Source organism: Actinomadura bangladeshensis (assembly GCF_004348335.1).
Lineage (GTDB): Bacteria > Actinomycetota > Actinomycetes > Streptosporangiales > Streptosporangiaceae > Spirillospora > Spirillospora bangladeshensis.
This window is the reverse complement of the sequence record NZ_SMJW01000152.1, coordinates 1-20,470: the sequence shown is the minus strand read 5'-3', so window position 1 is coordinate 20,470 and position 20,470 is coordinate 1. Positions and strand designations below refer to the sequence as shown.

Here is a 20,470-nt window from a genome sequence, read left to right as displayed (position 1 = left end):
CCCCCGTCCCGTCCTCACCCGCCGGGCGGCCCGGCCCCTCACCGGGATGATCGCCCTGCCGGGCGGCACCTTCCGCATGGGCAACGAGGACGCCGACGCCAACCCCTACGACGGCGAGGGCCCCGTCCGCGACGTCCACGTGGCCCCCTTCGAGATCGACCCGCACGCCGTCACCAACGCCGAGTTCGCCGCCTTCGCCGAGGACACCGGCTACCGGACCGAGGCCGAGCACTACGGCTGGTCCTACGTCTTCAAGGGCCTCCTGACGCGGGAGGCCGCGGACGCGGCCCCGTCCCCCGCCGGAACCCCCTGGTGGCGCGCCATCGAAGGCGCCGCCTGGAACCACCCGGAGGGGCCGGGCAGCGACGTGCGCGACCGCGGGACGCACCCCGTCGTCCACGTCTCCTGGAACGACGCCGCCGCCTACGCCGCCTGGGCCGGCAAGCGCCTGCCCACCGAGGCCGAGTGGGAGTACGCCGCACGCGGCGGCCTCGACCAGGCCACCTACCCCTGGGGCGACGACCTCGCCCCGGACGGCGAGGTCCGCTGCAACATCTGGCGCGGCTCCTTCCCCGACCACCACGAGGACCGCCCCGGCCCCGTCCCCGTCGACGCCTACGCACCGAACGCCTACGGCCTCTACAACACCGTCGGCAACGTGTGGGAATGGTGCGCCGATCCCTTCACCCCGTCCGGCGGGGCCCGCGCGATGCGCGGCGGCTCCTATCTGTGCCACGACTCGTACTGCAACCGCTACCGAGTCGCCGCCCGCACCGGCAACACCCCCGACTCCAGCACCGGCAACACCGGCTTCCGCTGCGCCGCCGACGCCTGAGGCCCGGACCGTCAGCCGCCCGCCGCGGCGGGCGGCCGGCGCGCCTGCAGCGCGCCCATCGCCTGCGCGGCCCGATGCCGGACCGCGGAGGAGAGGGTGGGTTCCGCGCGGATCCGTGCGAGGACGTACTCCGGCTCGTCCCCGTGCGAGGCGAGGATGCCGACCGCGTTGAGCCGGGCGCCGTCCGCGGTCTCGGCGGCCAGGACCAGCGTCAGCAGGTCGTCGGTGAAGTCGAGCTGGGTGAGCAGCTCGGTGGCGGCCCGGCGCGCGTCGATCGTCGTCGCAGGATCCGTGGCGAGCCCGGCGAGCAGCCTCGACGCCCGCGGATCATCCAGCCAGGCGAGGAAGTGCGCGGCCCCGCGGCGCGTGTAGGGGTCGACGGAGCGGTCCTCGACGATGGACACCAGCGTCTCCGTCCCCCGGGGATCGCCCAGCCAGGACGCCTCCTCGGCCGCCCAGCAGCGCACCGCGGCGTCGTATCCGGAATCGCCGGCCAGCTCCGCCAGCTCGCTCGCGGCCCCCTGCAGCGCGAGCGCCCCGATCGCCTCCCGGCGCCGGTCGGACGGCGCCTCCGGGTCGGTCGCGGCGGCCAGCAGGCCGCGCACCTTCTCCGGTTCGCTGAACTGGGCGAGCACGTACCGGATCGCCTCCCGCGTCTCGACGTCCGGCACCGTCGCGGACTCCTTGAGCTGGAGGCGGGCGCTGAGCGCGGGATCGGGGAGGTACCGGACTCCGCGCGGCCAGGTCCGCTCTTCCCCGAGGTCGTCGGCGTAGGCCTTCGTGGCCTGCCCGACCGCGTTGAGCCACCGGGTGACGGCCTGCCGTTCCGAGACGGATCTGCGCCTGTCGACGGCCATGCTCCGCAGCAGCTCCACGCCCCGGGCATCACCCAGCCGCTTCAACGTCTCGGCGATCCTGCCGCGCACGTTCCTGCTCTGCGAGGAGTCGCCCAGGAGCAGCAGGAGGACGTCGTTGCCGCGGCCGTCTCCAGAGCGGGCTATCACTTCGGCGGCATGGCAGCGGACGTTGATGTCCGTGCCGGAGTCATCGGCCAGCGAGTGCAGGAGGTGCAGGCGTTCGGCGACCACGGGCAGATGCCCTTCACCGCCCCCTTGGAACCGCCTCTCCAGCGCGGCGGCCTCGTCGAGAAGCCTCACGCACAGCTCCGCACCACTGGAATCGTTCCTCGGCGCACCCCGCAGCCTGTTCCAGCGCAGCCCCGTGGCGAGCGGCGTCCCTCTGGCGTCGCCCAGCGATTCCAGCGCCTTCGCCGCGGCCAGCCGCAGGCTCTTCGACACGGAGGTGTTCCGCGCGAAGTCGGCCATCGCGTCCAGGCACCGGGGCGGGGGGACGAGACCGTCCGAGCCGCCGCCCTCCTCCGCCAGCCACTGGCCCGGCCATCGCGACAACATGACGAAGATCTCCTGCCACGCCGCCAGCCGTCCTTTGCCCGCCGGTGAGGGGCCCTTGCCGGCGGCCGGTCCCGCGCCGAACGACACACCGGGGTTCCGCTCTGCGGAGGCCGCCATCTCCGCCACCCGGCGACGCAGCACCTCGGGAACGGACGTGTCGTCGGCGATCGCCTGGAGGTAGTCGGCGGCGTCGGGCACGCCGAACAACTCCAGGGACTCCGCCGCCGCGATCCGCATGTGCGGTTCCACCTGCGGATCCAGGGCGATGGAGCCGAGTACGTCCACATGGTCCTCGCCGGCGGGGCCGGTCCGGCCGCGGCCGCCCCGCGCCCCCGGGTCGGCGGCCTCGGGGTCCGCCGGGTCCGCCTCGGCCCGCATTCCGGCGAACAGGGCCAGGATCTCCTTGCGGGTGTCCGGTCCGGTGCTCGAATCCTTGGTCAGGGCGGCCAGCAGACCGGGAGAACTCCGCGCGCTCTGCCGCGTCAGTGCTTCGAAGGCCGCCAGGCGTATCCGGACGTTGAGCGCCGTGTTCGCGGCGATGAGGCGCAGCATGCCCGGAGCCAGCGGAGAACGCGGCAGCTCCGAGTCCGCCGGTGGGGCGCCGGACGCGTCCGCGTCGGAGTCCTGCTCGCCGAGCATCGCGGTGAGCAGCGGGCCGCGCGGGTCGCCGAGCCGGGTGAGCGCCCGCGCGGAAGCCTCCCGGACGGCCCGCGCCAGAGCCCCCGACTCGGCGATCATGGCGAGTACGTCGGCGCCCAGCTCCGCGCCCAGCCGCACCGTGACGCGCTGGGTGGTCCGGCGGACGCCCGTCCGGGCCACCAGTGCCTCGACGACGCCTTGGAGCAGGCCGGCCGCCCGCTCGTCCCCCAGCCGGACCAGCGCGCCGAAGGCGTCGAGGCGGTCGTTGGCGTCGCGTCCGTCGTCGCCGGCCAGTTCGGCCAGCCGGCCGCTCCCCCGGCCGTCCCCGAGCTCCGCCAGCAGGACGGCCGCCCGGCGGCGGGTCTCCCGGCTCGCCGAGTCGGCCACCGCCACCCGGTGGAGCTGGTCCCGCGCCCCGACCCAGGCCAGCAGCTCCAGCGCCTGCCGGGCCGCGAAACCGCGGTCGACCGGGGTCGAGGCGATCCGTTCCAGGGTCGGCGCCGCCGCGGCGGCCAGGCGCTCGTCGGTGACGACGCCGTCCTGGAGGAGCGACACGACGAACGCGCAGCCCGCGAGCCCGCCCTGCTCGGCGACGCCGCGCAGCGCGTTGAACATCCGGTCCGGTCCCGGCCAGAGCGCGATCAGGAACCGCGTGAGCGAGTAGCGCCAGCTCGGCTGCCGCCACACTTCGGCGACGCCCGGCCAGGGCCGCCGCCATTCGTAGAAGAGCTGGTGGAAGGCCGCGAAGGAGCGCTCCTCGTCGGCGACGATGGCGCGCGCCGCCAGGTAGTCGCAGATCGTGTCATGGACGAAGACGAAGTCGCCGAGGCGTTCGGTCAGGAGCCCGCTGCGCCGCAGGATCCCCTTCAGGAACTCGCGCCAGCGCCGCTCCGGGATCGGCTGCGGCCGCGACTCCCGCTCCCAGCCGACCAGCAGCTCCAGCGCCGGCTCGGTCGAGCCGTCGTGCCTGGCCAGGGCGAGCCGGGCGAGCAGCTCCGCCGAGCGGTCCAGCACATCGGTCGCGGCCCGTACGGCCCGCGGGCCGTACGGCCGGAAGGCGGCCTCGGCCTGCTGGAAGATCCCGCGCCTCCCGTCCACGTACTGGGGTGCGGCCAGGGCCTGGGTGAAGTCCTCGTAGATGCCGGTGAGGCCGGTCGGCAGCGGACGGTCGAGATCGAGGGCGAGCAGCTGGCACAGCATCGTCGCCATCAGCGGCACGACCGCGATGCCCGCCAGCTCCGCCCGGTCCACCTCGTCGACCAGCCGCTGCGCGACCGCCGCCGGGTCGTCGGTGCCCAGTTCGGCGAGCATGTGCTCGGCGAACCGCCGCAGCTGCCCGATGGTGAAGGGCTGCAGCTCGTACCGTCCGCCGAGCCACGCGTCGTCCTGCTCCAGCTCCTGGAGCGACAGCGGCCTGGACGCGAGAACGAACCGGTAGAGGGACGCGTGCGGGCCGTTCGCGACGCCGGCGAGCTTGTCCAGGACGCTCCGCCGGGCCGCCGGGTCGACGATGTCGTCGAGCCCGTCGACGAACACCAGCCAGCGCGCCTCCGGCACGGGTTCGGCGGCGAAGAACTCGGGCGGCCAGGAACTGACGATGCCGGCCGCGCTGAGGTCGGCCTCGACGCTCGCGGCGATCAGCTGCGGGAGCGGCCGCGCGTCCGCCAGGTCGGTCGCCTGGACGCGCACCGGAATCCCGGTCCGGGGGTCGCCGTCCAGCCAGGCCCGCGCCAGTTCCGTCAACCCCATGCGCAGGAGGCTGGACTTCCCGAGGCCCGGACCGCCGAAGATGATCGCGTGCGCGTCGCGCCGGAAGATCTCGGCGGCGGGGATCGTCGTGTGGCCTTCCGGCATGGTCTCGTCCGGCATCGCCGACTGTTCCATGTACACGTCGGCGAGGTCGGGGAGCCGGGAGGTGCCGTCCGCCTCGGAGCGGGAAGGGAGCAGCGCCGCACGGACGGCTGTCTCCAGGTAGTCGCGGAGCCGGGGCCCGGCGTAGCGCCAGCCGCCCGCGGTGATCTGGTCGTCGGTCAGCGTGGCCAGCCACGCGGCACCGCCGGGGCCGGGTTCGCGCTGCTGGGCCGCGGCCGCTTCTTCCGGGAGGTGGCCGAGGATGTCCGCCGCCCCCACCATGTGGGCGCTGCCGCGGTCGTTCGACATGCACATCATCCCGCAGACCGCACCGGTCCGCAGGTTGAGGACGGGGCTGCCGCTGTAGCCGCCCGAGACCGGGGTGCCGACGACGCGCTCCGGCTCCCAGTCCTGCCGGTCGCCCTGGAGTTTCGATGCTCCGGCGTAATGGAGAGTGGCGGACTGCCCGCCCCGGAACTGGCCCGCCGGATGGCCGTAGGTGAGAAGCGCGTCGCCCGTTTCGACGGCCGGAGCCAGCATCACATGCGCATTGTCAAGGGCCTTGGCGGACCAGAGAAAGGCCAGATCCGGCCCGCCCGCGTCTTTGCCGAGGTACCACGCCGGGACGGGGACCAGTTCGATCTTCTCCGCATTCCCGGGAACCGTTCCGATGACGACTTCGGGCAGTTCAGCGCGCGTTCTCGCCACCACGTGCGCGCAGGTCGCCACGACGTGCGGCGCCACGAGGAAACCGGTGCCCAGCACCGGCTGCCCGGCGCCCGGCACCTCGATCGGGACGACGGCCGAGCGCAGCAGTCGCTCCGTCGCCGCGCGTCCCGTCATGTCCGCCGTCACGCCTCAGGCGCGGTAAGGCTCGTACCCGCCGAATTCCACGCGCATCAGGTTCTCCCCGTCCACCGCCACACGCTCCCCTTGCCGCAGCCGATCTCGATCCTCAATCTACCGAAGGGGGTCGCGAATCCGAGCCCGGAAAAGCACGGAGAAAGGCGAAGGAGAACGCGGCCCAAAGGGGGCCTTCGGCGGCTCTACGTGCCGCTCGGGCCCCATGGCGGGACGTTCTCCAGGTCGCCGAACGCCTCGGCGTACCAGGTGCGGGCCGAGAAGTCCCGCGGCCACTGCAGTAGGACAAGCCCCAGGTAGCCCACGCTCCACTCGCTCGGGGACTCCAACCCTACGGGCCGCCCCGCGCGTCGGTCAGGCCGTCACGGCGAGTGCCAGGGACGCGGCGGCCAGGGCGAGATAGGCACCGGGAAAGGCGATGTTGTAGAAGACCCGGGCCCGTACGTGTGCGGCGACGGCGATGACGAAAAAGGCGACGAGTCCGGCCGCCGCCGCGATGCCGATGACGTCGAGACCGAGCAGCCCCAGGACGAGGCCCGCCGCACCCGCGCCCTTCAGCGCGGCCAGCAGAGGCAGCGATGAATGCGGCACGCCCACCTCGGCCGAGTTGGCCAGGACGAACTTCGCCTTGGCCAGATCGGCGACGACGATCGCGGCATTGATCGCAGCCGTAACGAGAGTGACGGCAACGTAGGCGGTGAACATGATCAGTCCTCGATATCCAGCAACGCCAGCCGCCGGGGGTCCGCGATGACGTCGTAATGGATGATGAGGCCGTCGACGACGTGGAAGACCAGAGCGGCGAGCGGCTTCGCCCCCACCGCGATACCGGGCCGCCCGTCGATGAGGACCAGGCGAGCCCGCCGAGCGCTGGCACGCATCGCACCGGTCTCCTTGACCACGGCCTTTCTTCCGTGCACGCGCTGCGAGGCCCCCGGGCGAAGAACCTGCGGGTCGGCCGTCCTCGTCACATCCGGGTGCAGGACCTCGACGAGGCCGTCGATATCGCCCTGCTGGGCCGCCTTCATGAAGGCGCTCACAACGCGATGGGCCTCACTGGACTGCACGTCCGGCCATTCAGCATGGCGGACGCGTCCCCTGGCCCGGCTGGCCAGCTTCTTGGCCGATCCGGGGGTCGTGCCGAGAATGTGGCCGATCTCCTCGAAGGGCGCACCGAACACATCGTGCAGAATGAGCGCGACCCGCTGCGGAGGCGTCAACTCCTCGACCACCACCGTGAAGGCGGCGGTCAACTCGGCTGCGAGGAGCGCGACCTCCTCGGGGTCCTCTCCGCCGGCGGCCTCCGGCAGATCCTCGGGCTGCCGGGGGTATTCACGGGAGCGTCGCAGCAGGTCCAGGCACAGGCGCGTCACCACGGTCGTCAGCCACGCCTGCGTATTGCGGATCTCCTCGACGTCGGCACGGACGTACTTGGTCCACGCCTCCTGCACGACGTCCTGCGCGTCGGCGTCCGACCCGAGAATGCGGAACGCCACCGCCAGCAGGTGCGATCGCTCCCGATCGAAGACCGCGGCCCGCCGGGTTTCCTCCGCCGTCACGGCGCCTCCCCCTTCCGGTAGTCCACCCCTGAGACGTACCGAACCGGCGAAAGGTGACCCATCGACGGCGGCGTGCCGGACGCCGGTCGGTGCTCGCGCCGGGTCTAGGTGAGTTCGAGGCCGCCGTCGATGGTGAGGATCTGGCCGGTGAGCCAGGTCGCGGCCGGATCGGCCAACCGCAGGATCCACGCTGCGACCTCGTCGGGTTCACCGCGGCGGCCCAACGGGATGCGGGCGGTCTCCTCGGCCTTGATCTGGGCGATGACCGGCTCGTCCAGCCCGGCCGCGGCCAGTGCCTCGCTCTCGGTGGGGCCGGGGGCGAGGGCGTTGACGCGTACCCGGTCGGCGGCCACTTCGAGTGCCCAGCAGCGGGTGAGGTGTTCGAGGGCCGCCTTGGACGCGGCGTAGTGCGCGGCCCCCGGCAGGGGCCGGTGGCCGTAGGTGCTGGAGACGTTGACGATCGCCCCGGCGCTGCGGCGCAGGTGGGGCAGGGCGGCATGGGCGAGCAGGCTGGGCGCGGTGACGTTGAGGTCGAACAACTCCCGGACGCCGGCGTGTGCGGTGTCGGCCAGCGGCATCACCTTGGTGGCACCGGCATTGTTGACCAGGACGTCCACCCGCCCCCACCGCTCGATCGCGGTATCGATCACCTGCTGCGCCGTCTCGGGCGCGCGCAGGTCCGCGGCGTGGACCGCGATCCCGTCGCGCGCGGCGGCGGTCTCCTCCAGCGCGTCGCGGCGGCGGCCGACGCCGAGCACGCGGGCTCCGGCCTCGGCGAAGGCGCGCGCGGCGGCGCGGCCGATGCCCGATCCCGCACCGGTGACCACGACCACCCTGCCGGTGAAGTCGCCATGCGGCCGACTGGCCATGCACCCTCCAATGTTCGATGTTCGTAGAACGTCGAACAAAGTACCATCGTGGCCATGAGGCAGGCCCGGCATCCCGATCCGGACGAGATCACTCTCGTCACGGTGCTGGGTGCGCTCAGCGACCCGATCCGGGTCGGCCTGGTGCGGGTGCTCGCAGACGGCCGCGAGCGGGGTTGGGGCGAGTTGCGCGCCCCGGTGGCCAAATCGACGCTGAGCCACCATCTGCGGGTGCTGCGCGACGCCGGCCTCACCCGCACCCGCCAGGAGGGGACGCGCTGCTTCGTCGAGCTTCGGCGCGGCGATCTGGACGCCCGCTTCCCCGGCCTCCTCGCCTCCGTACTCGACGCCGCTCATAACGATGACGTCGGTGCCCACGTCCACACGGAACCCTGACAGTGCGGGAGCGTCGCGTCCGTAAACAACACCAGCCCAGCTCCGGGACCTGGCCTGGTGGGCCGCCGCCCAGGCCTGACCGAGACCTCGGCGGGGAGGGGACGGCTGCCCCTCCCCGCCGATGGTGCACTTACCGCCGATCACGGTGTCGAGAGACGGAGACCTCCGGTCAGAGCCGGACGTCATGAAGATGACGGGTCACCGCATCCAGGACGTCACCTCGTAGGCGCGAATGAACGACTGGGTCACGGTGTTGCCGTCGGAATCAGTCGCCTTGACCCGCAGGGAGACGAACCCAGGGGCGTCCGGGTTCGTCACGATCGCGGTCCAGGCGCCGTTCTCCTTGGCGGACGAGGCCGCCTGCCAGGTGCCGCCGTCGTCGTAGGACGCCTCGACCGACAGCGCGGTGATCTCGGGCGCCGGCAGGTCCCCGACCGGCTGCACCGTCACGGGCATCCGCAGCTGGGAGCCCGGCGCGGCGGCGTTGGCGTCGTTCAGGCCGGGAACCGCGAGCCGCAGCAGGTGCAGCGGAAGGGTCTGTTCCACCCAGTCGATGTGATGCGACTCGAACGACCACTCGGTGTTGATCTCGGTGGAGAACTTGGCGATCTCCGGGTTGGCGGTGCGGTCCCAGGTGAGCGTGTAGCGCTTGGACTCGGGCGGGACGCCGGCATAGAGCTGGCCCGTACCGGTGGCGATCGTCTGGCCGTCGGCGGCGAGGGTGAACTCGTTGGTCGTACGGTCCATCGAACCGGTCCGTCCGGACGAGTCGGTGTACCCGATGGGAGCGATCACCGAGAGCTGGCCGCCGGAACTGCGCTGCGGTTCCGATCCCGTCCCGAAGTCACCCGTGGTGAGGACCGCGCCGTTCCAGACGTCGTCGCGTTCCCCCTGCACGGCCGTGGTGCGGTAATCGGCGATCTCGGCCCAGTTCTCGTAGCCGATTCCATAGCCCAGCTCTCGGCTGTAGACGAGTCCGGGCTCGATGTAGGTCGTGACGGTCTGCGGGAAGGTCACGTCCATTCGCATCTCGTCGACGTATCCGCCCGTCACGTTGAGGCCGCCGGTTCCGGAGAGATTCACCGAGCGGAAGTGGTTGCGGGTGACGCTCAACTCGCTCGGACTCGGGTGCCACACAGTGGAGGACGGAATTCGACCCGCGAAGTGCCGACTCAGAATGTAGGCCGCGCCCGGCCCGTTGGTCGCATCGCGCTTGCCCCATCCGGTGACCTGGAAGCCGACGTTGTCCCCGACCTCGTCGGGACCGTGCCAGACGGCGAAGACCGAGCCTTCGGGACCGTCGGCGGTGAACCGGTACCACGGGGTGTCGTACCACGCCTCGACCATCCCGGGAACACCGATGCCCTGCGGACTGAGCTCGACCGGCTCGCCCTCCCGGGCGTCCATCCCCAGGTCGAGGTCCCAGTCGTCGACCGTGACCCGGCGGTTGATCAGGGTTTCGCCCGCACCGGTGGGGACGGCGGTGGTGATGTCGTAAGTGCCGGGCGGCAGTTCGAAGACGCCACTGCCGTTCTCGACCTTGCGCTCCCAGCGACCACCGTTCGAAACGCTCCAGGCGTAGACCCAGATCGGTTGTGTCGGTGCGGCGCCATTGCGGTCGATCAGATTGACCCCGACGTTGTACAGGTCCCGGCCGACATCAGCCACGATCGCGGTGGTCACCTTCGTCGCACCGTCGTTGCCCGTGGCGACCAGCGCCCCGAGATAGCGGCCGTGCGGAATTCCGGCGCCTCGGAAGGTCAGCGTCACCTGCGCGCTTCTCCGAGCCGGAACGGTCACATGGTCGGGCATGTCCAAGAACCCTGCGGGCGCCTTGGCCGACTCGCCGTCGGGACCGGTCACGTCGGCGGACAACCGCAGCCTGACGGCCCTGTTCCCGGTGTTCCGGTAGGTGAGGGTGTGGCGCCGCGTCAGGTCCGGGATGCCGGGCGAGGCGAGGTCGACGTTGACGGTGTCGGCGGATGCCGTGATGGACCCCACCGGAGGAGCCGGCGGTGAGGCGGGTGCGCGGAGGTCGATCGAAACCGCTGTGGAGCCCATCTGCTCACCGGCGGCGGAGGTGACCTGGACGGTGCCGCGGTACAGGCCCGGCTCGACACCGTTGCGCCGCAGTTCCAGGTTCGCCCTGGCCTCCTGCCCGGCACGAACGGTCAGGGTCTCCGCCGACAGCTTCGCCAGCGCGGCAGGAGCCTCGTGTCCGGACCCGTCCCGCAGCTTCACCTTCAATCCGACCTCGACGGCTTTGGCCGTGTTGTTGCGGTAGGTGATGGGCCGGCTGACCGGCTTGACCTCGGTTTCAGACCAGGTCAGCGGCACTGCCAGGCGACGCGGAGCCACCGTGAACGGGGCCGTAGGGCGTTTGGAGGCCACCTCGTACGACTGCGGCGCACCGTGTGCAGAGGTCGTTTCACCGGCGGCGGCACTCGCCGCGGAAACGGCCACCAACGGGTTTAACACCAGGGTCAACGTCACCGAGACGGCAATGCCGGCACGACGTTTCACACCATCACCTCACCAGCGGATAGAACCAGATGATCTACATTCAAAAAGCAGGACGTACGGATGAGCTCGTCGGTTTACACCAACAACTGGCCAGTTCCCGATGCCACGTCAGGGGCAGCTTCGAGCCTTTTCGACGTGGGTTGAGCTCGCGCTTCTGGAGGACATTGATGGCCTTGGCCAGGCGACCGGCTCAGTGGGGGCAGCAACGTAGCTTGGTCAAAATTTTCCAGCTCTGGAGCTGGGCATTGGCTCGTTCACCTGGTCCGCGGAGACAGCGCCAACCGCTTCGGAAGGTCGCCTGCCGGGCGGGCGGCGCTGATCAGGCGCGGGGCCTTGATGTGGGTGAACGCCCTGGCGACCTTCGACATCGGGAGCTGCCTTGGCGAAGTTCGTGCACCGTCTTCTCGCCGGAGTCGATCATCGGAAGTGGCCGTCGCGCCAGGCCATGTAGTTGTTGGTGTCCAGCACGACCTTGCCCGCGAGGCCCTGGACAGGCGATGACCACGAGATCACCCGCGGCCGCGGCCTCCGCGGCCTAGGCGGCACGCGCCGATGATTGTCACAGATGCCCCCACCTCAAAGCGTTGGTGAGAAATGCTCCGCGATCGCGCCGTGCATCGCGTCCGGCGCCCGGACGAGTTCACCCGAACGCAGCGCGGTCCGCCTCACGTATCGCGGCGGTGGGACCCTTGCCGTCCGGTGTCCGTGCGGGCAGGTCCGCCGAGGCCAGGAGGGCCAGCTTGTCCGCGTCGCCGGAGCCGGGGTCGGGGTGGTAGATGACGAGTTTCAGGGTCTCGGCCCCGCCCACGCTCAGCCGCTCCCTGTTGAGGGTGAGTGCTCCGACCTGCGGATGATCGAGCCGGATCGGCGCCCCGCTCTGTCCGCGTACTTCATGCCGGGCCCAGAGCCGGCGAAATCGGGGGCTCGCCAGGGACAGCTCTCCGACGAGATCGGCGAAGCGGGGATCGTCGGTGTCGTTGCCCACGGACTGCCGCAGGTTGGCGACGAGGCACTCCGTGACGTTCTCCCACTCCGGGTACAGCCTCTGCTGGCCGGTGTCCAGGAACATGTCCCTCAGCTGGTTGCCGCCCACGACGAGGCGGGGATCGAGGGCCCTGGCGAGCGCGTTCGAGGCCAGGACGTCGAAGTAGCGACCTTCGATGAAGGCGGGCTGGACGAGGGCGTGCAGGAGTTTGCGCACGCCGGGCGGGACGGTCTCCCTGCGCGGGCGGCGCCTGCGCTGACGGGGCGCATCGGAGACCAAGGTCAGCAGGTGGGCGAAGTGGTCGTCGTCGAGTTCCAGCACGCGCGCGATCGCCTCGAGCACCTGCACCGACGGGTTGCGGTCGCGGCCCCGCTCCAACCGCAGGTAGTAGTCGGCGCTGATGCCGGCGAGCATGGCGACCTCCTCCCGCCGCAGACCGGGCACACGCCGTCCGCCGAGGTCGGGGATGCCCGCCTGCTCAGGCGTCACCAGTTCGCGGCGAGCGCGCAGGTACGCACCGAGGGCGTTCGTCTTCTCGCTCATGCGACCAGCCTAAATCGCCGTCCGGCCGGTGAAGGGGGCCCTGTCACACCCCAGGCTCGGCAGGGCTCTGGGACCGGCGATCAGGCCCGCATAGCGTTCCTGGCGGCCACTCGGGCCACGTAATCAAGGAAGGCGACCCATGACCGTCACATTGATCACCGGGGCCAACAAGGGCATCGGTTTCGAGACAGCCAAACAGCTTCTGGAATTGGGCCACGTCGTCTACATCGGCGCGCGCGACATCCAACGGGGAGAGAAGGCCGCAGCAGCGATCGGCGCGCGATTCGTTCAACTCGACGTGACCGACGACGCGTCGGTGAACAACGCGCTGGCGACAATCGGTGCGGCCGAGGGCCGGCTGGACGTCCTGGTGAACAACGCGGGCATCCTGGCGGCCGGAGGCCTCGACGGCCCCTCGGCACTGCAAGCCTTCGATACCAACGCGGTGGGGATCGTGCGGGTCACCGAGGCGGCGCTCCCCCTGCTGCGCAAGTCCTCCAACCCCATCGTCGTCACAGTTTCGAGCAGCGCCGGGTCGTTCTGGGCGGTGACCAACCCCGACCGGCCCGAGTTCCACATCTCGGTCGCTCTGTACTCCGCGTCCAAGGCGGCGGCCACCATGCTGACGGTCCAGTACGCCAAGTCCCACCCGGGCATCAAATTCAACGCGCTGGAGCCCGGCACCACCGCCACGGACATGACCGCGGCCCTCGGAATCGGAAGGCCCCCCGAAGAGAGCGCCAAAACCGTAGTGAGTCTGGCGACCCTCGACGCGGACGGACCGACGGGAACCTTCCAGGATGAGAACGGCGTACTGCCCTGGTAGGTGCTGGCACGGAGGCCGGCCGGGCCCGTGAAGTTGCGTTATGCCGATCGGTGACCACCTGGATCCCGGCCCGGTTTTTCCAGCGGCGTGACGAGTTCGCCGCGCACTGGGATGACGACGAGCAGAAGCAGTGGGTCAGGGAGACCGGGATCCACCCAGTGCGCGGGCACGGCAGGGTCACCCGAAAACGGGAACCAGGCCGAGCGTCTCCATGGGAGCCCGGGTCGTCCGTGGGAGCGGCATCGAATACGAGACCGACATCAGCTTCGCGGGGCTCCACCAACTCGGCGCCTCACAGATCGAAGTCGGCCCCGCCGCCGACCTGTTCGTGTGGAAGCGACCATGGCTTTCGCCGCCACGGGGCCATTGATCAAGGGCCACCGCTCGTCGGCATACTAGTCTGAACCCGATGAGTGTTGAAGCTCATGGGGTTCAGGCTCGAAGGGGGCTTCCCGTGTTTTTGTCGCTGCCCACCGGCGCATGGGCGATGATCGCGGTGGGCGCCACTTTCATCAATCTCGCCGCCATGCAGTGGATCATCCAAATACCGAAGTACCGCAGGAAGCAGTTCTGGCTCCCGGCCATCGGCATCATCGGGGTCGGCGTGCGAGGTCTCGCCCAAAGCCACACACTGGGTCAGACCCTGTACCTGTACGCGGCCGTCATGATCATGTTCCCAGTGATGCTCGCCCCGGTTCGGCGTCAGATCACCCGCGATTACTATCGGTGGCTCGAGGACCCGACCACGAAGGTCAGCGGGGGTGCGATGACCTGGATCGCCACCTCCATGATCTTCATGCTGCTGGCGATCGGTGCCGTCTGGGCGGTGGGCATCAGCACCTCGGCCAGTGCCTGACTGCCTTCGGCCGACGACGCGCCCAGACACACCTCGACCTCAAGGGCCGCGGCGAGGAGAATGGCGACGGATCCCGTCGCGCCGCCAACCACCGGTTGACGACCCTCGCCGATTCATCGAGCGGACGCGGCTGCGACGCTCGGGCGGCGACTTCGCTGCTCAGTGCGAGAGGTTCCCCCGAGCTTGGAGGATGACCGCCGGATCGGTACGTCCGCCGCGGTTGATCACTTTCGCGGCGCGATTCACGTTCCAAGAGGGCTCGAAGCAGGGCGAGCGCGATCGGGCACGTAGCGGGCACTGTGACTGATGAACAGAAGAGGCTCAGAGTCGGTGATGGATCCCTGAGCTGGGCCTTCGTCGTGAGCGGGTGACGGGAATCGAACCCGCGCTGTCAGCTTGGGAAACAAACCGATCCGGGCTGTCACAGCGGCTGACCTGGCCTCCACTCGTACCGCCAGTGACCGTGACTGCCCCTTGATCACCCTGCCTAATTGCACGCTAATTGCACGCCGCCGCACCCGCTGACCTGCGCGCCCTCGGGCCGATCGGAACGGCGACAGCACCCGAACCATCCGAGGACAAGCCGACCCGGAGCGCAGCGAAGCGAGCACCGGAAGCGGCGCGTCAGCAACTTAACCCCAGCCCGAGCGACGCCCACGTTCCCACTGACGGTCGTCACGACGATGACGCCCGCCGTCTGCTTACAAGCGAGATCAGGACCATCCAAGGCCGTCCACGCTCGTCCTCTGATCTGAGTTGCGGTCGAACCGTAGCCTTGTCCTGTATGACCCACAGCCGTCCAGGCCCGTCGTTAGCACTGCCGTTAGCATCGCCGCGCATACCAGCGGCAGGAGGGATGCGCCGTGATCCAGACCGATGGGCCGTTCTACCGCGTCGTCGAGCCGGCGTTCGAACTTCTGCTTCCCCGCTGGGAGGGCCACGACCCGCAGACCCAGGAGGAGGCCGACGTGACGATCATCCTCCCGGACGGCACCCGCTACTACGCGACGTTCATGACCCTGGACGCCATCGCCGCTGCCATGCGGCGCCAACAGAGCACCGGCGAATGTCTCAACGGTGCCTATTTCCCATGCGCAGACCTGATCACCGTCCACCGGCCCGGCATTCCGGCCCTTGTAGAGGTTGTACGCCACCTCATCGCCTCAGGTGACCTCGAAGGAGCCTGCACCCTACTCGGACCCGAGGAACCCGACCTCTGAGTCGGCCGACCGTCCGCTTTTCAGAAGTAGCAACCACCCCGCGGCCACCCCGTCGGCCGAGGTCAGATGGTGCCCGACGTGCGCCCGTGGTGGGGGGTGGTGGCCGTCGTTGCCGTCAAGGTTGCCGTCATCCTTCGGCTCGTCGACCTCGGTCTTTCAACCGCCGGACGTGCTGCTCGTGCTGCTCGTGCTGCTCGGCCCTGCGCCGCTGGGCGCGGTCGATGAGCAGTGTTCGCGGGTCGCCCGCCAGCTCGTACAACTCGACCTCGAACGGGTCGGCGTCGTAATCAATGGGACGGGCTAGGGCGGCCCGATCCTGCTCGGCGGTCACTCGCTGGCATACCAGCTTTCTCCAGGCGTGCCCGCTCGCCTCCGCCTCGTCCACGCTTCGAAGGTAACCCGGATCGGCCACCAGCGCACGGCGCCCCGAGGACAAGCCGACCCGGAGCGCAGGGCCGGGTACGGCCCGAGCACCGGAAGCAGCGCGTCATCGCTTTGGCTGCAGATTGCATGGCTGTGACCTAGTGGTTCGAAACCGTCGGCCGTGCTGGCTTGAAGGGGGAGGTTGAGGAGCAAGGGCGAAAACTGCCACTGCGCTATCGTTTGGCATTTATTAGCAGTTACCCATTAAGGCATCATTTTCTAACAATTGAGGCCATTACAGCCTCGGTTCCACCAAGCGACGGCGGCCTATAGGCTTTCCACATCCATTGAAGGACGTTGCCCGTCGTCACTACTCCAAGAGTTACGAGTGGTTTGCCCGTCCCGAACAGTAGCGGTGCGGCCACTGCTGGCGTCCCCGTAAGAATCGCGGTGGCGGATTGTTCTTTCATGGCTGAAGCCATGACCTTGCTTCGCTTGGTCTTGTTGCGAATTCGGTTGAGCACTGGAACGAATTCGTCTTCAACTCGTTGACGAAGTTCAGCGGGGTCGTCTTCCCTGCTTTCACGTGCGAGGCGAGACAGATGCCGCCGCCACTCGTCGAAACTGTCTTCTGATTGGCGCATATCGACAGCAGTCTTAGCGCTCAACTGGAAATCGGGGACGAGAAGTCGCGCAACCTCGCTGAGAAGCGACAACGGCTGACGGACTCCGACATTAGCCTGTCCAAGGGATTCCAACTTGGTTTGCAGGAGGCCCAGGTCCGACTCTGCCGATGGCACGTACTTCACTCCCGCACTGTCCGCCAATGCAAGAGTCTTGGCCAGATAGAAAAACTCGTACTGGTTCTCCCAGCGGCGATCGACCTTCCAGACTCCCTCCGAGGGCGTGACTTTGAGTCCGCGAATATGATCCCATATGAGCAGGGGATCATCAGATGCATTCGCCTGGTTGGCGAACTCCTGCATTCTTTGCGAGTTAATGTCATGCCGCATTGAGGTCAGAATTTGATGTTTTCTGTCTACGATTACCGGCCATTGAGATCTCAGAGATATGACAGATCTTTTGATCAACGGAGCCATGTCAAATATGGCCTCAATCATTTCCCAGAGATATTCGCGGACCACCTCGGTGTTGTCGCGCAAGTTGGAGTACGTACTCCCGTCCATCCATTCGCGCGGCCCGGCGGACATCGTCATAGACTTGTTGCCGCTGCGGATCGACCTAAGCTCCGGCACTCTGTTCATATCCCTGAAGAAGAATTCGGCGACTGGATCGTGCACCAGAATCCTCGGATAATATAGAAGCAGTAGATTTAGGTCACCCCGCGCGGCCTGGTATCTCCAGTTGCCTGCTACCCAACCCCCAGGGTAGTAGCTTCCTGGTGGAACTGGGGTGTCAACCTGGGCATCGGAGGATGAGAGGACTAGTTTGGCGAGCTCATCAAAGTCGCGGCTATGCATCGCGTGGAGATCTTCGCGCTTTGGTGTTGTTCCGAAGTAGTTTTCAAGCACCGTCAGGGTTGATATTGGCTCCCCTGGAGGAGCGAACTCGGCGTCCGTCTCTTCAGTGCTCTCGCTCACGCACTCATACTACAGAACGAGAGCACGGAGAAGGCCTTTAAGTAGGTGAGAACACCAGGTCTACCTAACGCGCCGCATGTGGGGTGGCTCTCCGTGCAAGCCCCGTCGGCGTTCCGGACGTGGTTACCACCCACGCTCGTCCCGGAGGGTGCGTCCGCGCGAACGGCGAGACGGTGTGACAGGCAGCTTCGCGCGGGCGTGCCCTCCGGCCCGCGGGGGGCTGGGGGCCGCGAGGCCAATGCAGTTGCTTTAGCTGGTTCGTGGGCTGGTGGGGGTGGTCGGTGCGAAGCGCGTGATCGTGTGCTCTGGGTTCAAGAGGGGGCTGGGGAACCATGGGGTTCCCCAGGTGTGCTGGTCCAGCCAGGTGCGCTCCGGTTGCCGGGTGGTGGGGTCACGTTCGTGGTTCGTGCTCGTCACGGGTGGGTCATACCGGGCCGTAATGTCCTGGTGCTCCTTGATCGTGTTGCCGGTTCTCGGGGATGTGGATCGGGGTGGGAGGGGGCGACGGAATGCGCCGTGAGCAGGGACCGGGTGGCCGGGGTGCAGCGTTGGCGGCCGGAGTGATGCCCGCGAGGTGAAGGGGAGGTCTGCGGGGTTCGGGGTGCGGCTCGGGGTCCTGACCACGGTGTTCCCTCCCAAGCTGGTCGACGAGGTGGTGGTCAGGCACGGCCGTTTGGAGCGGCGGCGCAGGTTGCTGCCGTCGCGTCTGGTGGTCTATTTCGTGCTCGGCTTGTGTCTGTTCGCCCGGGAGTCCTGTGAAGAGGTTGTCCGGCTGCTGGCCGGCGGGCTGCCGGGGAGCCGGGCTCTGGCCGGGGTCAACCGGTCATCGTTGTGCCGGGCACGGGCGCGGCTGGGTGAACAGGTCATGGAATCGCTGTTCCGGGAGGTGGCGGGTCCGCTGGCCGGGCCGGCGACGCCGGGCGCGTGGTGGCGTGGGATGCGGCTGCTGGCCATGGACGGCACCCAGTTCGATGTTCCGGACTCGGCCAGCAATGGCCATGCCTTCGACGGGCCTTCCTCCAGGGGCGTCCCGTTCGGGTTTCCGCAGATCAGGTCTGTGGTGCTGTCGGAGATTGGCACGCACGGGGTGCTGGACGCGGCAATGGGCGGCTACCGGGACGGGGAACGGAGCCTGGCGCTTGATCTGGCGTCCGCCACGGGCCCCGACGATTTAGTGGTCGCCGATCGGGGGTTCTGGTCGGCCGAGGTCGTGGACGTCTTCACCACGGCCGGAGCCGACCTGCTGGTCAGATTGCAGTCCAACCACCTGGGCACCGCGCTGAAGGAACTCGCCGACGGATCGATCCTGTCCACCTCGACATGCAGCAAGAGGGTCCGGCGGCGAGCCAGAGAGCAAGGCCGGACGCCACCCGCACACATCGTCTTCCGTGTGATCAGCTACGCCGCCGGGGAGAACGTCGTCCATCTGGGCACGACCCTCACCGACCACCAGGCCTACCCGGCCGAGGAGTTGGTGGCGATCTACCGGCAGCGTTGGGAGATCGAGTTGGCCTTCGACGAGCTGAAGAACCATCTCGGCCCATCCGGGCCACTGCGCTCACGCACACCCGAAGGGGCCCGCCAAGAGCTCTGGGCCTTCCTCGCCGTTCATCACGCGATCCGTCGCCTCGCCCATGACGCCGCCATCGGCACAGGGCCGGTCGTCGACACCGACCGGATCTCCTACCTGACCTGCGTCCGCATCATCCGCAGAAGCATCTTCTCCCAGGTGGCGACCAACAGCACCAAGCTCGCCCATGCCCTGAGCGAGGCCTTGCACGAGGCACGCAGGCGCCTCCTGCCTCCCCGAAGCGGCCGACGACACCACCGAGCGATCAAGAAGCCCAGCAGATGGCCAGTACTGCGCACCCGCGCCGGACACCGCCACGTCGCCCCAGGCCGCTGGGCCCACAACCAGACCGCCAAGAACAAACCCCGCCGCCAAGCAGGCCGCGCGTTCACCCCACGCCCTGCCCAGACGCAGGCACCTCCCTAAAGCAACTGCATTGGGCTGCGAAGCCCCCGCTTCGGGCACGTTCAACCGGTGTCCTCGTCGACCTGTAGGTGCTGGTGGTCAGGACTCGGCGTCTGCGAACTCGGGCAGGCCGAGCGTCTCAAGGAGTCGGAAGAAGAGGTCCTCGACGAAGACCTCTCGACCGTCCAGAGCGGCCTGCACAGCGGCGATGCTTGACGTGAACCCGGCCTCGGTCGCCCACTGCACGGCCAGTGGCGCCGCGAGGGGAGCGGGCGGTCCCACCGCATGCATCTGCTGTTCGGCCGCGCGGCGTCGGCGTTGGTAGTCCTCGCCCTCATCGGGCTGCATCTCGCCGTTCTCGTCCTCATAGAAGTACGGCCACGCCCCGGGGATGATGTGCCCGATGATGCTGTCCAGCTCAAGCCAGCCGCCCCACCGGCCCGCCTTCGGGCTGAAGCCGATCAACTGGGCGCCGTCGCTATCCATCACCACAGCGGCGAGCACGGGATGCCTGGTCTGCTCCATCACCGCGACGAGCAGGTCCTCCCACTCAGCGGGCAACGACGTCGACTCCCACCCCTCCGGGCCACGGTGGATCTGCGCCACCTGCCAGCCGTCCGAGGCTACGCCTCGCCAGGCCAGCCGGTCTGCCGACGCCCGCAGCGCGTCGAGTTCCATAATTGGGCGGCTGCTGCGCGCGACTATATACGTGCCCCAATACCCCATGGACCCATCCTTTCCGGAACCGGATAGGGCAGCGGCCAAAACAGCTGAAATCGTGCTGGTCAGTAAACGGTTGAGGCTCGACGAAGTCGACCACGTAGCGGCTCGGACTCGACGCGCCGGACATAGCCGGGAGATTCGTGCAGCGCTGAAACGAGACGGAGTCATGTGATCTCTTCAGGCTCTTGAGTGCCTGCGCTGCTGGGCGGTCGACTGGTTCGGGCCGGGTCGGCCCGCAGAGGCCGCACGCCCGGCCCGAACCAGTCGGCCGCCCGGCGGCCCGCGTAGCGGGCGCCCTTGAAGACGTAAAGAAAGTTCTAATCAGGGCTGTTGGGCATCCAGACCGAGTCCGGCAGGTGGGCCTCGCCGCGGCCGCGTAGGTGGCAGGTTGCCGGTCGTGGTTCGAGCTGCCCGCGCGGTGACCCCTGAGAAAGTT

15 protein-coding genes and 1 pseudogene are annotated in these 20,470 nt (G+C 68.8%); 6 read left to right on the top strand and 10 right to left on the bottom strand.

What is annotated here, in order from left to right; all coding sequences use genetic code 11:
* The first annotated feature begins 46 nt into the window (after positions 1 to 46).
* A complete protein-coding gene (locus E1284_RS25990; protein WP_131942755.1) occupies positions 47 to 835 on the top strand; it encodes a formylglycine-generating enzyme family protein in 789 nt (262 codons plus the stop codon).
* An 11-nt stretch (positions 836 to 846) separates the two neighbouring features.
* On the opposite strand, the gene E1284_RS25985 is transcribed toward E1284_RS25990, so the two are convergent.
* From E1284_RS25985 to E1284_RS25970, 4 genes are all read right to left on the bottom strand, one after another.
* Positions 847 to 5,580 carry a HEAT repeat domain-containing protein gene (locus tag E1284_RS25985; RefSeq protein WP_131942754.1) on the bottom strand — a complete coding sequence of 1,578 codons (4,734 nt, stop codon included), beginning with the start codon at positions 5,578 to 5,580 and terminating at the stop codon, positions 847 to 849.
* Between the two features lie 372 nt (positions 5,581 to 5,952).
* Positions 5,953 to 6,303, bottom strand: coding sequence for a DoxX family protein (locus E1284_RS25980; protein ID WP_131942753.1), 351 nt, complete (start codon positions 6,301 to 6,303; stop codon positions 5,953 to 5,955).
* Between the two features lie 2 nt (positions 6,304 to 6,305).
* Complete coding sequence (locus tag E1284_RS25975; RefSeq protein WP_131942752.1) at positions 6,306 to 7,157, bottom strand: sigma-70 family RNA polymerase sigma factor; 852 nt, start codon at positions 7,155 to 7,157, stop codon at positions 6,306 to 6,308.
* A gap of 104 nt (positions 7,158 to 7,261) precedes the next feature.
* Positions 7,262 to 8,026 (bottom strand): SDR family NAD(P)-dependent oxidoreductase, encoded by a 765-nt coding sequence (locus E1284_RS25970; RefSeq protein ID WP_131942751.1) that lies wholly within the window; start codon positions 8,024 to 8,026, stop codon positions 7,262 to 7,264.
* 54 nt (positions 8,027 to 8,080) lie between these two features.
* Here E1284_RS25970 and E1284_RS25965 point away from each other — a divergent pair, with 54 nt between their 5' ends.
* Positions 8,081 to 8,419, top strand: coding sequence for an ArsR/SmtB family transcription factor (locus E1284_RS25965; RefSeq protein ID WP_207923955.1), 339 nt, complete (start codon positions 8,081 to 8,083; stop codon positions 8,417 to 8,419).
* 198 nt (positions 8,420 to 8,617) lie between these two features.
* On the opposite strand, the gene E1284_RS25960 is transcribed toward E1284_RS25965, so the two are convergent.
* From E1284_RS25960 to E1284_RS25945, 3 genes and pseudogenes are all read right to left on the bottom strand, one after another.
* On the bottom strand, positions 8,618 to 10,942 hold the full coding sequence (locus tag E1284_RS25960) for a molybdopterin-binding protein (protein WP_131942749.1): 2,325 nt from the start codon (positions 10,940 to 10,942) through the stop codon (positions 8,618 to 8,620).
* Between the two features lie 190 nt (positions 10,943 to 11,132).
* Positions 11,133 to 11,213, bottom strand: a pseudogene (locus tag E1284_RS25955) (IS5/IS1182 family transposase); the annotation flags it as partial.
* Between the two features lie 369 nt (positions 11,214 to 11,582).
* Positions 11,583 to 12,470, bottom strand: coding sequence for a helix-turn-helix domain-containing protein (locus E1284_RS25945; protein ID WP_131942748.1), 888 nt, complete (start codon positions 12,468 to 12,470; stop codon positions 11,583 to 11,585).
* 139 nt (positions 12,471 to 12,609) lie between these two features.
* On the opposite strand from E1284_RS25945, the gene E1284_RS25940 reads away from it, so the two are divergent.
* The 3 genes from E1284_RS25940 (at position 12,610) to E1284_RS25930 (ending at position 15,372) form a co-directional block, all read left to right on the top strand.
* Positions 12,610 to 13,296 carry an SDR family NAD(P)-dependent oxidoreductase gene (locus E1284_RS25940; RefSeq protein ID WP_131942747.1) on the top strand — a complete coding sequence of 229 codons (687 nt, stop codon included), beginning with the start codon at positions 12,610 to 12,612 and terminating at the stop codon, positions 13,294 to 13,296.
* Between the two features lie 409 nt (positions 13,297 to 13,705).
* Positions 13,706 to 14,152: a hypothetical protein gene (locus E1284_RS25935; RefSeq protein ID WP_131942746.1), complete on the top strand. Its 447-nt coding sequence runs from the start codon at positions 13,706 to 13,708 to the stop codon at positions 14,150 to 14,152.
* 863 nt (positions 14,153 to 15,015) lie between these two features.
* A complete protein-coding gene (locus tag E1284_RS25930) occupies positions 15,016 to 15,372 on the top strand; it encodes a hypothetical protein (RefSeq protein WP_131942745.1) in 357 nt (118 codons plus the stop codon).
* A 127-nt stretch (positions 15,373 to 15,499) separates the two neighbouring features.
* Here E1284_RS25930 and E1284_RS25925 read toward each other — a convergent pair whose 3' ends face one another.
* Positions 15,500 to 15,757 (bottom strand): hypothetical protein, encoded by a 258-nt coding sequence (locus tag E1284_RS25925; RefSeq protein WP_131942744.1) that lies wholly within the window; start codon positions 15,755 to 15,757, stop codon positions 15,500 to 15,502.
* 250 nt (positions 15,758 to 16,007) lie between these two features.
* Positions 16,008 to 17,336, bottom strand: a complete 1,329-nt coding sequence (locus tag E1284_RS25920; protein WP_131942743.1) for a hypothetical protein — start codon at positions 17,334 to 17,336, stop codon at positions 16,008 to 16,010.
* 601 nt (positions 17,337 to 17,937) lie between these two features.
* Between E1284_RS25920 and E1284_RS25915 the strand changes: the two genes are divergently transcribed.
* Positions 17,938 to 19,332, top strand: a complete 1,395-nt coding sequence (locus E1284_RS25915; RefSeq protein ID WP_165965433.1) for an IS4 family transposase — start codon at positions 17,938 to 17,940, stop codon at positions 19,330 to 19,332.
* Between the two features lie 78 nt (positions 19,333 to 19,410).
* Here the strand turns inward: E1284_RS25915 and E1284_RS25910 are convergent, their stop codons facing one another.
* The gene (locus tag E1284_RS25910) at positions 19,411 to 19,989 is read right to left on the bottom strand and encodes a hypothetical protein (RefSeq protein ID WP_131942741.1); all 579 of its coding nucleotides are present in this window, start codon (positions 19,987 to 19,989) and stop codon (positions 19,411 to 19,413) included.
* Positions 19,990 to 20,470 lie beyond the last annotated feature (481 nt).

Excerpts from the sequence above, each read along its gene's own strand:
- E1284_RS25980 (WP_131942753.1), bottom strand. The coding sequence starts at position 6,303 with ATGTTCACCGCCTACGTTGCCGTCACTCTCGTTACGGCTGCGATCAAT.
- E1284_RS25910 (WP_131942741.1), bottom strand. The coding sequence starts at position 19,989 with ATGGAACTCGACGCGCTGCGGGCGTCGGCAGACCGGCTGGCCTGGCGA.
- E1284_RS25935 (WP_131942746.1), top strand. The coding sequence starts at position 13,706 with ATGAGTGTTGAAGCTCATGGGGTTCAGGCTCGAAGGGGGCTTCCCGTG.
- E1284_RS25965 (WP_207923955.1), top strand. The coding sequence starts at position 8,081 with ATGAGGCAGGCCCGGCATCCCGATCCGGACGAGATCACTCTCGTCACG.
- E1284_RS25945 (WP_131942748.1), bottom strand. The coding sequence starts at position 12,470 with ATGAGCGAGAAGACGAACGCCCTCGGTGCGTACCTGCGCGCTCGCCGC.
- E1284_RS25940 (WP_131942747.1), top strand. The coding sequence starts at position 12,610 with ATGACCGTCACATTGATCACCGGGGCCAACAAGGGCATCGGTTTCGAG.
- E1284_RS25970 (WP_131942751.1), bottom strand. The coding sequence starts at position 8,026 with ATGGCCAGTCGGCCGCATGGCGACTTCACCGGCAGGGTGGTCGTGGTC.
- E1284_RS25990 (WP_131942755.1), top strand. The coding sequence starts at position 47 with ATGATCGCCCTGCCGGGCGGCACCTTCCGCATGGGCAACGAGGACGCC.
- E1284_RS25985 (WP_131942754.1), bottom strand. The coding sequence starts at position 5,580 with ATGACGGGACGCGCGGCGACGGAGCGACTGCTGCGCTCGGCCGTCGTC.